12 protein-coding genes and 1 pseudogene are annotated in these 12,884 nt (G+C 70.7%); 10 read left to right on the top strand and 3 right to left on the bottom strand.

Annotated features, from left to right (window positions below):
* The first annotated feature begins 3 nt into the window (after positions 1-3).
* The 8 genes and pseudogenes from AB0M93_RS01110 to AB0M93_RS01145 all read left to right on the top strand — a co-directional run.
* Entirely contained in the window at positions 4-909 is a 906-nt protein-coding gene (locus AB0M93_RS01110) for a carbohydrate ABC transporter permease (RefSeq protein ID WP_364266726.1), read from the top strand.
* Between the two features lie 99 nt (positions 910-1,008).
* A complete protein-coding gene (locus AB0M93_RS01115) occupies positions 1,009-2,928 on the top strand; it encodes a hypothetical protein (protein ID WP_364266729.1) in 1,920 nt (639 codons plus the stop codon).
* Entirely contained in the window at positions 2,925-3,863 is a 939-nt protein-coding gene (locus tag AB0M93_RS01120; RefSeq protein ID WP_364266732.1) for an aldo/keto reductase, read from the top strand. Before AB0M93_RS01115 ends, AB0M93_RS01120 begins: the two co-directional genes overlap by 4 nt.
* On the top strand, positions 3,860-4,699 hold the full coding sequence (locus tag AB0M93_RS01125; protein ID WP_364266735.1) for an amidohydrolase family protein: 840 nt from the start codon (positions 3,860-3,862) through the stop codon (positions 4,697-4,699). Before AB0M93_RS01120 ends, AB0M93_RS01125 begins: the two co-directional genes overlap by 4 nt.
* Positions 4,696-5,757, top strand: a complete 1,062-nt coding sequence (locus AB0M93_RS01130) for an alcohol dehydrogenase catalytic domain-containing protein (RefSeq protein ID WP_364266738.1) — start codon at positions 4,696-4,698, stop codon at positions 5,755-5,757. The genes AB0M93_RS01125 and AB0M93_RS01130 overlap by 4 nt, the downstream gene beginning before the upstream one ends.
* Positions 5,754-6,524 carry an SDR family oxidoreductase gene (locus AB0M93_RS01135; protein WP_364266741.1) on the top strand — a complete coding sequence of 257 codons (771 nt, stop codon included), beginning with the start codon at positions 5,754-5,756 and terminating at the stop codon, positions 6,522-6,524. The genes AB0M93_RS01130 and AB0M93_RS01135 overlap by 4 nt, the downstream gene beginning before the upstream one ends.
* A gap of 46 nt (positions 6,525-6,570) precedes the next feature.
* Positions 6,571-8,520, top strand: coding sequence for a right-handed parallel beta-helix repeat-containing protein (locus AB0M93_RS01140; RefSeq protein WP_364266744.1), 1,950 nt, complete (start codon positions 6,571-6,573; stop codon positions 8,518-8,520).
* 132 nt (positions 8,521-8,652) lie between these two features.
* Positions 8,653-8,760, top strand: a pseudogene (locus AB0M93_RS01145) (IS481 family transposase); the annotation flags it as partial.
* A gap of 120 nt (positions 8,761-8,880) precedes the next feature.
* Here the strand turns inward: AB0M93_RS01145 and AB0M93_RS01150 are convergent.
* Positions 8,881-9,510, bottom strand: a complete 630-nt coding sequence (locus tag AB0M93_RS01150; protein WP_364266747.1) for a TetR family transcriptional regulator — start codon at positions 9,508-9,510, stop codon at positions 8,881-8,883.
* A 110-nt stretch (positions 9,511-9,620) separates the two neighbouring features.
* On the opposite strand from AB0M93_RS01150, the gene AB0M93_RS01155 reads away from it, so the two are divergent.
* Together AB0M93_RS01155 and AB0M93_RS01160 are read left to right on the top strand one after the other, a co-directional pair.
* Entirely contained in the window at positions 9,621-9,926 is a 306-nt protein-coding gene (locus tag AB0M93_RS01155; RefSeq protein WP_364266750.1) for a muconolactone Delta-isomerase family protein, read from the top strand.
* A complete protein-coding gene (locus AB0M93_RS01160; protein WP_364266753.1) occupies positions 9,923-10,447 on the top strand; it encodes a cupin domain-containing protein in 525 nt (174 codons plus the stop codon). The genes AB0M93_RS01155 and AB0M93_RS01160 overlap by 4 nt, the downstream gene beginning before the upstream one ends.
* 221 nt (positions 10,448-10,668) lie before the next feature.
* On the opposite strand, the gene AB0M93_RS01165 is transcribed toward AB0M93_RS01160, so the two are convergent.
* Positions 10,669-10,833: a hypothetical protein gene (locus AB0M93_RS01165; protein WP_364266756.1), complete on the bottom strand. Its 165-nt coding sequence runs from the start codon at positions 10,831-10,833 to the stop codon at positions 10,669-10,671.
* Between the two features lie 94 nt (positions 10,834-10,927).
* Positions 10,928-12,883, bottom strand: coding sequence for an NPCBM/NEW2 domain-containing protein (locus AB0M93_RS01170; protein ID WP_364266759.1), 1,956 nt, complete (start codon positions 12,881-12,883; stop codon positions 10,928-10,930).
* Position 12,884: the final 1 nt, after the last annotated feature.

The raw sequence follows: 12,884 nt of genomic DNA on the forward strand, positions 1-12,884 counted from the left end.
CGAGTGAACGAGCCAGTGCACCGCGCGGGCGCGCCACGGCGGCGTCGCGCACGGAGGCTGCCGAACCCGCTCGCGGCCCTGGTGCTCTTGCTGTTCCTCGTCTTCTTCGTGCTCCCGGTGGGGTGGCTGCTGCTGGCGGCCACGAAGACCGACGACCAGCTCGTGCACGGCAACCCCCTGTCCTTCGGCTCGTGGCACGCCCTGGCGGACAACTGGACGGCGCTCACGTCCTTTCAGGACAACGCGATCTTCGGGTGGCTGGGCAACTCCGCGGTGTACTCGTTCGTGGCGCTCGCGATCACGCTGTGCGTGGCGATCCCGGCCGGCTACGCCCTCGCGATGACCGAGTTCCGCGGCCGGCGCACGCTGCTGGTCGCCACGCTGGTCGTGATGCTGATGCCGAACGCGACCCTCGTCGTGCCGTTGTTCCTCGAGGTGAACGCGGTGCACCTGATCGGCTCGATGTGGTCGATCATCCTGCCGTACTCGTTCTACCCGTTCGGCGTGTACCTCACCTACATCTACTTCAGCACCGCCGTACCCCGGGACCTCATCGCGGCGGCGAAGCTCGACGGCTGCTCGTCGTTCGGCGTGTTCCGCCACGTCGCCCTGCCGCTGGCCACGCCGATCGTCGCGCTCGTCGGCTTCTTCAGCTTCGTGGCCAACTGGACCAACTACTTCCTGCCCTACGTCCTGCTGCCGGAAAGCGGCCAGTTCCCGGTCCAGGTGGGTCTGGGCACGTTGCTGAACTCGGTTCCCCAGTTCAACCCGACGGTCGGCACGACGGCCGTGGAGCGGCCGGAACTGGCACTGGCCACCTTGCTGGCGATCGCGCCGGTCCTCGTGGTCTTCCTCTTTTCCCAGCGTTTCCTGGTCGCCGGGATGCTGGCCGGCGCGACCAAGGAGTAACCGCGGCAGCCCGACGCGGCGCTGTCACCGGTCGCCTGCGCAGCGGCACCCCCGGGTGCCGCTGCCGGTAACCGCTGCCCTGGAATGGAGCACCTTCTGATGTATCCCGTCATCACGGCCTCGGTCCCCCTGCTCGAACCACCGGGCTGGGCGATCGCCGAGCGCGAGCTGTTCGCCCTCCTCGACCGGGCCTGGCGCCGGTTCGCCCGCGACTTCACCGGCCCGGACGGACGGCTGACCTACAACGGCGAGCTCACCACCCGCGACGGCGTCGACGACTTCTACGAAACCTTCTTCAACTGGCCCCAGCTCTACCTGCTCGGCGGCGCCGACGACCTGCTCGCCGAGTCCGAGCGGCACTGGGAGGGCGTCACCCGGCAGCTGACCGAACTCGGCATGCTGCACGACGAGTACGAACGCGGCTACGACTGGTTCCACCAAGGCGAAAGCCTGCTGCTGCTGTACTTCCTGTGCATGGCCGCGCCCGAGCGGTGGCGGGACCGGGCGCTGCGGTTCGCGGAGCTCTACGTCGACCCGGCCCACGGCAACTACGACCCCGCGCACCGCATCATCCGCCGTCCCCACAACGGCAGCGACCCGGCGCGCGACGGCCTCTTCGACGGCGGCTCCTACCCGTGGCTGCCCCGGGAAGCCACGACGTACGGCTTCCCGCTGGAGTGGCTGCTGCCGCCGGACGCCGAGGAACCCCCGCGGGAGCGCGACCCCCGGCTCGGCGAGCAGCTGCGGCACCGGACGGGAACCGGCGACACCGCGGTCAACCTGGCCGCCTCCGGGCTCGTCTTCAACGCGCTGCTGCTGTCCGGCGACCAGCGCTACCGCGACTGGCTCGCCGAGTACGTGGGTGCGTGGCGGGAGCGCGCCGCGGCCAACAACGGCATCCTGCCCGACAACGTCGCGCCCGACGGCACCGTGGGCGGCCTGCTGGAGGGCCGCTGGTACGGCGGGCACTACGGCTGGTCGTGGCCGCACGGCTGGTACAGCGTCGGGCACGCCGCCGTCGTCGCCGCGTTGTCGGCCGCGCTCGCCACCGGGGACGAGAGCTTCACCGACCTGGTTCGCCCGGCGCTGGACGAAATCCTCGGCCACGGCAAGGTGATGGCCTTCACCGAGGCGGACTCCAGCCTCGAGTCCAAGTGGTCGGTGCAGCTGCGGGAGGACGTGGACACCCCGACGCTGCACGTCCCGTTCCGGTACGACGACCGCGGCTGGTTCGACTACAACCCGATGTTGATGGGTGTCCCGGTCGCGCTGTGGCACCACACCGCCGCACCCGAAGACCGGGAACGCCTCGAACGGCTGCGCGCGGCCGGCGGCCACGACTGGCGGACCGTACGGCCGTTCCGCAGCAAGGAGGAGGCCGGGCACGAGGAGCCGTGGTTCGCCTACCTGGCGGGGGACAACCCGGACTACCCGGAGCGGATCCTGGCCGCCGCGCAGGCCCAGGTGCGGCACCGGCTGACCCGGATGGAGCGCTACCGCGGCCGGCCCGTCCCCGAAGCCGACATCCACCTGTGGCAGCAGGCCAACCCGGTGGTCACCGAGGCGCTGGTCCAGCTCACCTGGGGTGGCCCGCAGGTGGTCTACAACGGCGGGCTGCAGCAGGCCCGCGTCCGGTACCACGACGCGGAGGCGCGGCGCCCCGGCTTGCCCCCGTCGGTGGCGGCGCTGGTTTCCGGCATCGACCCCGAGGCGACCGTGGTCGAGCTGGTCAACCTCGACGCGGAGGCACCGCGGTCGGTGATCGTCCAGGCCGGGGCGTTCGCCGAGCACCACATCCGCGGCGCGACGTTCACCGTGTGCGACGACCCCTCCTGGATCGGCGGTCTCTACGACTACGGCCACCGCGAGCCGGCCGTGACGACCGCGTCGATCGACCTCGACGGCCCGTGGCTGCGCGTGGATCTGCCCCGGTCCACCCGGATCCGGCTGACCCTGCGGCTCGCCCTGCGGGCCCGGACGCCGTCCTACGCGACCCCGTTCGACGAGCGTGACGCATGAAACGAGGACCACTCGGCGACACCGGGCTGGAGGTCTCCGAACTCGGCTTCGGTGCCGCCCCCCTGGGCCGCTTACCGCGCGGCGGCGAACGACGCGGCATCGACGCCGTCCACACCGCACTCGAACTCGGCATCACCTTCTTCGACGTCTCCCCGTTCTACGGGAACGCGGAAACCGTCCTCGGCAAGGCGTTGCGCGGTGTCGAGCGCTCGGAGTACGTGCTCGCCACCAAAGCCGGCCGGTACGGCGAGGCCGACTTCGACTTCAGCGCCGGCCGGGTCACCCGCAGCGTGCACGAAAGCCTCGACCGGCTGGGCACCGACCACCTCGACCTCGTCCAGTGCCACGACGTCGAGTTCGGCGACCTCGACCAGGTCGTGCACGAAACGGTTCCGGCCCTGCGTGCCTTGCAGGAGACGGGCCTGATCGGCGCCGTCGGCGTGACGGGCTTTCCCCTGCCCGCCCTCGCCTACGTCGTCGAACGCACCCAGGTCGACACGATCATCTCCTACTGCCAGTACACGCTGCAGAACCGGCGGCTCGCCGCGTGGCGGGACCGGTTCGCGCGCCACGGCACCGCCGTGATCGCCGCGTCCCCGCTGTCGATGGGGGCCCTCACCAACCACGGGGCGCCGCCCTGGCACCCCGCGCCGCAGGACATCCTCCGGCGGTGCGCGGAGGCCGCCGCGTTGTGCCGGGACAGAGGCGAAGAGCTCGCGCGGGTCGCCCTCCAATTCGCGGTGCACACCGGCGGCTTCGCCTCGACGCTGGTCGGTGCCGCCGACCCCGACGAGGTGCGCCGGGACGTCCGCTGGATCACCGAACCGGTCGACGACGACCTGCTGCGCGCCGTCGAGGAGTGCCTCGAGCCGGTCCGCGACCGCTCGTGGCCCAGCGGCCGACCGGAAAACCAGGACCCGGGAGCGGCGGCATGACCGTGGTCCTGGACTCCCACGTGCACTTCTGGGACCCGCGGCAGCTGCGCTACCCGTGGCTCGTCGACGTCGACCGGCTGAACCGGCCGTTCACCCCGGACGACTTTCCCGCCCGGCACGACGTCATCGTGGTCGAGGCGGGGCGGGTCCCCGTGGACGCTCCCGCCGAGATCGAGTGGATCCGGCGCGAAGCGCAGCGTCACCCGTGGATCCGCGGAATCGTCGCGCACGCCGACCTCGAACACCCCGCGGCGGCGAGCCGCTGCGGGGATGACCCGTTCGTGGTCGGCGTCCGGCGTAACGTGCAAGACGAAGCCCCCGGCTTCCTCGAGGGCGAGGATTTCCGCGCGGGCGTCCGCCTGCTGGGGGAGACGGGGCTTCCGTTCGACGCCTGCATCCGCGCGCACCAGCTGCCCGAACTGACCGCACTGGCCGAAGCCTGCCCGCGGACCACCATCGTCCTGGACCACCTCGGCAAACCGTCGCCCGGCGGGCCCGGGTACCGCCGGTGGCGCGAGGACCTGCGGCGGCTCTCCCGGCACGCCAACGTGCGGTGCAAGCTGTCCGGCCTGGCCACGGAGACGATCCCGGGCACCGCCCGCTCGCAGGTGGTCGACGCCCTGAAAGAAGCCCTCGACGCGTTCGGGCCGGGCCGATGCCTGTACGGCAGCGACTGGCCCGTCATGACCCTGGCCACCGACCACGAGGCGTGGCTCGACGCCGTCCACACCGCGCTCGACGGTCACCCCGCCGAAGCCGTTCTCCGCCACAACGCCGAGCAGACCTACCTCGCACGCGCTGCCCTCGGGCAAGCACAACGAAAGGACCCGGAATGAGTGCCCCACCGCGGAACCCGTCCACCCGGCGGGTCGCCTACTCCGGCCGCCGGAACCTGGTCGTCGAGGCAGCAGAGCCCGTGGCCCCGCCAGCCGGCCACGTCCGGATCGAGGTGGCCTACACCGGGATCTGCGGCACCGACCTGCACATCTACCACGGAGACATGGACAGCCGCGTCCACCCGCCCGGCGTGCTCGGCCACGAAATGTCCGGCCGGGTCGCGGAGGCCGGCGCCGGCGTCGAAGGCTGGCGACCCGGCGATCCCGTGACGGTCATGCCGTTGCGGTGGTGCGGCGAATGCCCGGCCTGCCGGGCCGGCCACACCCACATCTGCCACCGCCTGGTGTTCCTCGGCATCGACGCGCCCGGGTCGATGCAGAGCAGCTGGACCGTACCCGCCGAAACCCTGGTGCGGCTGCCGTTCGACCTCCGGCTCGACCACGCCGCGCTGGTCGAGCCCGTCGCGGTGGCCGTGCACGACGTCCGCCGGGCCGCGCTGCGCACGGGCGAGCGGACCCTGGTGGTCGGTGGCGGCCCGATCGGGCTGCTCATCGCCCTCGTCGCGCGCCGGTCCGGCGCGGTCGTCTCGCTGGCCGAACCGGACCCGTTCCGCCGCTCGGTCGCGGAAGGACTGGGCCTGACCGCGCTCGACCCGCGTGCCGGACACTTCTCCGAAACCGTCGACCGGTGGACCGGCGGGGCCGGCGCCGCGGTGGCCTTCGAGGTGTCCGGCGCCGAAGCGGGCGTGGCGACGGCGATCGGCGCACTGGCCACGCGAGGCCGGCTGGTCCAGGTCGCCATCCACCCGGCACCCCGGCAAGTGGACCTCCACCGGTTCTTCTGGCGTGAACTGACGCTGGTCGGCGCCCGCCTGTACGACCGCGACGACTTCGCCGCCGCGGTCGGGCTCCTCGGCGAAGGCGCGATCCCGGCCGACACCCTGATCTCGCGGACCGAACCCCTCGACCGCGCCGGCGAGGCATTCGCGGCCCTCGAATCCGGCGCCGGCGTGATGAAGGTTCTCATCGACTGCCGCGCTTCCGGGGAGGCACGATGACCCCGCCGTCCCCGTTCGACCTCACCGGCCGGCTGGCGGTGGTCACCGGCGCCCGCCGGGGGATCGGCCTCGGCATCGCCGAGGCGCTGGCCGCCGCCGGCGCGGACATCGTGGCCGTCAGCGCCCAGCAGGAGCCCTCGGGCAGCGAGGTCGAAAAGCGCGTCACCGCGCTCGGCCGCACCTGCACCGCGCTGAGCACCGACTTCGCCGACCGGAACGCCGTCGCGGAGCTGGCGGACACCCTCGCCGGTCTCGGGCGACCGGTCGACATCCTCGTCAACAACGCGGGCACCATCGCCCGGGCCCCGGCCGCCGAACACCCCGACGCCGACTGGGACCGCGTCATCACCGTCGACCTCACCAGCCAGTTCACCCTCACCCGCGAGGTCGGCCGGCGCATGCTCGAACGTGGCCGGGGCAAGATCGTGTTCACCGCCTCGCTGCTGAGCTTCCAAGGCGGCATCAACGTCCCCGGCTACGCCGCGGCGAAATCGGGCATCGCCGGGCTCACCCGGGCCCTGGCCAACGAATGGGCCGGACACGGCGTGAACGTCAACGCGATCGTCCCCGGCTACGTCGAAACCGACAACACCCAAGCGCTGCGAGCCGACCCCGGCCGCTTCGCCGCGATCCTCGACCGCATCCCGGCCGGCCGCTGGGCGCGGCCCGAGGACTTCGGCGGCGTCGCCGTCTTCCTGGCGTCGGCGGCCTCGGACTACGTGCACGGCGCACTGGTCCCCGTCGACGGCGGCTGGCTGGGCCGCTGAGGCCGCTCCCCGTTTCCCCACCGCAGGATCCTCAAGGAGGATGATCATGCGTCACCCCGTCAAGAAGGTGCTGGCCGCGCTGGCCGTCACCACCGCCGCCGCGGCCCTGACCGCCGTCCCGGCGCAGGCAGCCGGGATCCCCGCCTTCACGATCGTCGTGGCCCCCCACGGCGGCGATACCCTGCAGCACGCCCAGAAGCTCGCCCGCACGCTGTCCGCGCTCGCGGACGTCCACGTCGAACTCGCGGGCGGCACGTACCGGCTGAACGCCCCGCTGAAGTTCACCGGCGAAGATTCCGGTCGCAACGGCCACACGATCACCTGGCAGGCCCGCCCCGGCCAGACTCCGGTGCTGTCCGGCGGCCAGTCCGTGACCGGGTGGAAGCTGCACGATCCGGCGGCGAACATCTTCGTCGCCGACGTGCCGAAGGGAGCCGATTCGCGCCAGCTCTACATCGACGGCGCGTCGGCTCCCCGGGCCGCGATCACCATCGCGCGCACCGACGTCCAGGTCACCGGCACCGGCCTGACGATCGTCAACCCGGCGTTGAACTACCTGGCTTCCCTGCCCGCCCAGAACCGCATCGAGGTGGAAAGCCAGAACTCCTTCACCGACCGGTACGCGCCGGTGCAGAGCATCTCCGGCAGCACCATCACCATGCAGCAACCGGCCTGGAACAACAACAACTGGGGCTACGACACCCTCGCCCGGCCTTTCGCGGGTGGAACGCTGCTGCTGGAGAACTCCTACGCCTTCCTGCAGGCCGGGCAGTGGTACCTCGACCCGGCCGCCGGGAAGCTGTACTACAAAGCGGCACCGGGGCAGTCCCCGGCGGGTGCGGATGTGGAGCTGCCGCGCCTGACGTCCCTGCTCCAGGTCGGCGGGACCTACGACCGCCCGGTCCGCAACCTCGCCTTCCGCGGCCTGAGCTTCGAGCACACGACCTGGCTCCAGCCCGGCACGTCGATCGGTTACGCCGACCAGCAAAGCGGCGCCTTCCTCGCTTCGGCGTTCCCGCAGCCCGCCGACTTCCTGACGTCGTGCCAGATCGGCTGCCCGCAGTTCGAAGCGGCCCGCAACAGCTGGCACCAGGTCCCCGCCGCCGTCCAGGTCTCGGCCGCGGACACCATCTCGTTCGAGGGCAACACGTTCGCCCACCTGGGTCAGGTCGCCCTCGGCATCGGCAACGACGCCAACGCCCACGCGAGCGGCGTCGGCCTCGGCGCGTCCGGCATCACCGTCCGGCGCAACACCTTCACCGACGACGCGGGCTCCGGCATCGTGGCCGGCGGGGTGCAACCCGACGCGCACCACCCGAGCAACCCCGCGATGATCACCAAGAACGTCACCATCACCGACAACCTCGTCACGAACGTGGCGCGGGACTACAAGGACATGGCCGGAATCCTGAGCACCTACGTCACCCACGCGGTCATCGAGCACAACGAGGTGTCCGACCTCGCCTACGACGGCATCGACGTCGGCTGGGGCTGGGGCGCCAACGACCCCGGTGGCAGCCAGGACTACCGCAACCGCGGCCTGTACGCCTATCAGCCCGTGTACACCGCGCCGACCACGTTGAAGGACACTGTCGTCCGCTACAACCTGGTGCACGGCACGAAGAAGGTCTTCAACGACGGGGGCAGCATTTACAACCTCTCCGCCAACCCGGGTGCGGTCATCGATCGCAACTACATCTACGACAACCACACCACCGTCGGCCTGTACCTGGACGAAGGATCGCGGTACGTGAGCCTGTCGGGCAACGTGATCCAGGACGCCGGAGTCTGGGCGTTCACGAACGCGAGCGGCACCAACAACACCAACGACAACACGTTCAGCGGCAACTGGTACAACACCGGCGCCACCCAGGTCGCGACCGGAGCGCCGCACAACAACGTCCTGAACGACAACGTCAAGATCACCGACGGCAGCTGGCCACCGGCCGCGCAGGACGTGATGCGCAACGCGGGCATCTCGCCGACGCACCCCTAGCGTCCGGTCGAAGCCATCGGGGCGTGGGAGCCTGTGTGCGTGGCACGTCTGCAGCGGCCGGCGCATCCACGGCAAGGCAGCGATCAAGACCGGCAGGTGGCCCGCACCAAACCCGAGGTGTAGCGGGCCTGCTACACCTACCTGCACTCCGCCGTCGACGGCTTCTCGAGGCTGGCCTACACCGAAGCGCTGCCCGACGAAGCCGCCCGCACGGCAATCGGGTTCGTGCACCGCGCTCAAATGTGTTCGTGCGCCCTCCCGCCGTCGGCCGTTCCGGCACCTGCCCGGCCGGGGTTCACGCCGAGGAGGGCTGGAGGCCCCCGACGCACTCGGAGTCGTCTACCGCTCCCGTTACGTCCGCTACCGCGCCGTCCTCGACTTCGCAGGTGGCGCGGCCGGTGTCCGGCGGTGTCCTCGTGGTGACCGGATCACGGGCACGATGTCGGCGAGAAGGGATGTCACGGTTTCGGTGATGGTCGTCAGGTCGGTGTTGTCGTTGCTTTCCAGCCACTTGCGGTAGGCCGTGCGGAAGATCTGGCTTCCCGTGCTGGCCGCCAGCTCTGCGACGTCAGGATCGACTCCGCGCTCGCGGAGTGCCTGGCGGAACCCTTCGGCCATCTGGTGTTGCTTGATCAGATCGCGTTCCAGCAACCTGGGGTTCGACGCGATCATCCGGCTTCGGCGGCGCAGGACGTCCCGTGATCCGAGCTTCTCCCAGTCGTACCCGGCCAAGGTCCGGACCACGGCCCGAAGGGGCTGTTCGAGGTCGGGCGTCTGCCGGAGTTCCTCGACGAGTGCCGTGGTGAGCAGGTCCGCGTCGGCGAAGAGGAGTTCTTCTTTGTCGGGGAAGTAGCGGAAGAACGTTCGAGTGGTGACGCGGGCGCGTTCGGCGATCTGGACCGCCGTGGTGGCCTCGAACCCTTGTTCCTCGAACAGCTCCATGGCGGACTGTTTCATCCGCGCTTCGCTGCCTTCTTCCCACCGGGGCATGGCGCCAGGATACCTGGGTCGATGACTCGCCGTGACATCGCGGCCACCTTGATGTCGCGGCGCGACATCAGTGCTACGCTGATGTCACGTCGAGACATCAAGGAGAAAACATGCCTTCGGACCCCGTCGCGGGACAGGCGTTCATGGTGGTCGGAACCCTCCGGGACGACACCGACCTGGCGGAATTCGCCGCACTGAGAGAGGACGAGCACAAGCAGCTCGAGACGTTGCGCTCACAGGGAAGGATCGGCGCCCACTACGTTTCCCCGGCGCGGCGGGCCACGTTCGTCGAGATCATCGCCGCCGATGAAGACCAAGTGGGGGAGACGCTGGCCACTTTGCCTTTCGCCCGGTTCTTCGATGCCGACATCTACCCGCTCGCACCTGAGGATGCCGCGGAAAGGACGCGATCGTGAGGGAAGAGATGGACACCGTCGCCAGTGTCTCCCCGCGTGGCGTGCCGTTCATGACCGGGAGGGACACTGCGCCGGCGTACTGGGCGTTCGGTGTCCTCTGGGTCGTGCTGGCGGACTCGGAGCAGACCGGGGGAGCGTTCTCGGTGATGGAGCAGTGGATGCCGGCGGATGGTGGGCCGCCGCCGCACGTGCACCCCATCGACGAGTGGTTCAACGTGCTCGAAGGCGCCATCGAATTCCGGGTCGGGGACGAGCCGCCGATGCGAGCGACGGCGGGTGACTCGGTGTGGATTCCGCGGGGAACGGTGCACAGTGTCACCACTCGGAGCGCCGCCCACGTGCTCAACGGCTACACGCCGGGCGGATTCGAGCAGGTCATCATGGGGTTGGGCACTCCCGCGCCGCGGCGTGAACTGCCGCCGCCCGACCTCGGCTTCGACCCCCGCTCGGCGGCGCAGCTGATGGACAACTTCTGGTCGGCGAGCGCCGACACGGCGTGGGCCGGGAAGTGGACTAACTGAACACGGGGCCGGGCACCACGCGCACGCAGGTTGCCCGGCCCGCCCTCGGCCCGCTGGTGATCAGTCACCGGCCGGCGTGGGCGGCTTCGTCGAGGACGCCTGCCGTGGCTCGGTGCCCGGAGCAGTCCGTCGGGACAACGCTTCGGGGCGCGGGTATAGCTCCTCCGGTACCACCGCGGACGTCGGCGCAGGATGGCACCGCGGCCGTCACCGGAGCGTGTCTAGCGGCGGACGCGCACGACGGCGGGCGGGGACACGAAACCGTCCAGGCTGAGCACCAGCGCGTGCTCGCCGGGTCGCTCGAACAGCGACCGGCCCAGGCCCGCGGCGACTTCCCCTGCGGAGGCGTCGACGTCCGGTGCCAGTTCACCCTCGACGGCGACCACATCGCGGAACTGGTGATCGAACCGTGAAGACCGGTGAGCGTCCGGGTCCGCGTGGCCCACCCTCGCGGGCGGTATCGGGAACCGGCTGCCGGTCTCAGCAGGTGATCGTGGCGTTCGCCCAGTCGGCGTGGTCGTTGGTGTTGCCGTCGCCGGCGTCGGTCACCGACAGTTCCAGCACCTGGACGCCGGTCAGCTGCGCGGACAGCGGCTGTGCCTTGTCTCCGGGGTGCATGACGCCCGTCGCGGCGAGTTCCTTGCCGTCACCGAGGATGCGGAATGCCACGCTGCCACCGGAGTTCTCGTCGTCCATCCCGACCAGGGCGCCGGCGGACGTGCAGGATGCGCCGACGTAGACCCGCACGCTCGAGGGGGCGTGGGCGCCGATGCCGTCGTCGTAGCCGACCCCGGCGATGGTGATCCGGTGGCCGTCACCAGGCTGGCTCTCGCCGTTGCTCGTGCCGCGTTCGGCCGGGCCCCAGCCGTTGTCGGACGACAGCCACGGGGCCTTTGACAACGCCGTCGTGCCTGGCGACGGGCGGAAGACGAGCGGTGACGTGCCTTCCGAGCCCAAGGCGCGCTTGCCCCACGCGGTGGAGTAGTCGGCTTTGGCCGCCAGCCTGACGCGCTCGCCGGCCGGCGCCACCGGCTTGAACGTGATCTGCTGCTGCCACGACTTCCCCGGGGGTACGGCCGGAACCGTGAACGTGCCGGGGCCGTCGAGCTGCCAGCCGACGGGCGTCGCGACGGTGGCCCGGAGCTGGGTGATCGGCGTGCCGCCGTCGTTGGTGACCTGGAGGGTGGTGGTCAGCGGACGGTCGGCGGGCACGTAGTCCGGCGCCGGCAGGGTCAGCGTCGTCATCGGCGCGGCCGACGGGTGCGTCGACGGCCAGACCCGGAAGACGGACGAGTCGTGGGACGCGACGGCGTCGCGGAGGGTGCCCGCGGTTTCGGTTTCCGTGCCGGTCCAGAGGTCGCGGACGCGGAAGGTCTGGCCCTCGAGACCGAGTTCCGCCGCCGTGGTGCTGATGGTCGTGCTCGCCGGCCCGCGGTTGAAGAGCACGACCGCGGCCGATCCATCGGACATCGGCTTCGCCCAGACCTCGGTGTCGCCGTCGTCGCGGAGCTTGTGGCCCTGTGTGCCGGCCCAGTCCTGGTCCAGCGCGATGACGTCCTTGTTCTCGAGGATCGCCTTGATGTCGGGCGACATCGCGGGCAGGTCGTTCCCGGCCAGCAGCGGCGCGTTCAGGAGCGCCCACAGCGCGAAGTGCGACCGGTACTCGGCGTCGGTCATGCCGCCGTTGCCGACTTCGAGCATGTCCGGGTCGTTCCAGCCGCCGGGGCCCGCGAATTCTTCCAGGCCGACCTGCCGGTCGAGAATGCCGGTCATGCTGCCCCAGTTGTCGGTGATGTCGCCGGTGGTGCGCCACAGCTGCGCACCGGCGTCGCGCCCCCAGGTCCACGGCTTGTTCTGGCCCCATTCGCAGAGGGCGTAGATCATCGGGCGGCCGGTCTTCTTGATCGCGTCGCCCATCTTCGTGTAGCGCTCGATCGCGGGTCGGCCCTGGTTGTTGCAGTTGTCGTACTTGAGGTAGTCGACGCCCCAGTCGGCGAAGGACTGCGCGTCCGCCTCCTCGTGGTCGAGCGCGCCGGGCATGGTCTTCTGGCAGGTCAGTGTGCCGGCGCTGGTGTAGATGCCGAGCTTCAGGCCGAGCCCGTGGACGTAGTCGGCGAGGGTCTTGATGCCGTGGGGAAAGCGTTCGTGGCTGGGTTCGAGCTTGCCCTCGGCCGTGCGATTCTGTTCCGCCCAGCAGTCGTCGATGTTGACGTACTGGTAGCCCGCGTCCTTCATGCCGGACGACACCAGTGCGTCGGCGGCCCCGCGGACGAGGTCCTCGTTGATGTCGCAGCCGAACCTGTTCCAGCTGTTCCAGCCCATCGGCGGCCGTTCGCCGACGCGCTGGGCGGCGAAGTAGCCCGGCTCCGCGGCTGCGGCGGGGACGGCTTCGGCGACCGTGACCACCGAGGTGCAGGCGGCTATCGCGACGACCATT

The sequence above is a fragment of the Amycolatopsis sp. NPDC051102 genome (genome assembly GCF_040682815.1).
In the GTDB taxonomy this organism is placed as follows: Bacteria; Actinomycetota; Actinomycetes; order Mycobacteriales; family Pseudonocardiaceae; genus Amycolatopsis.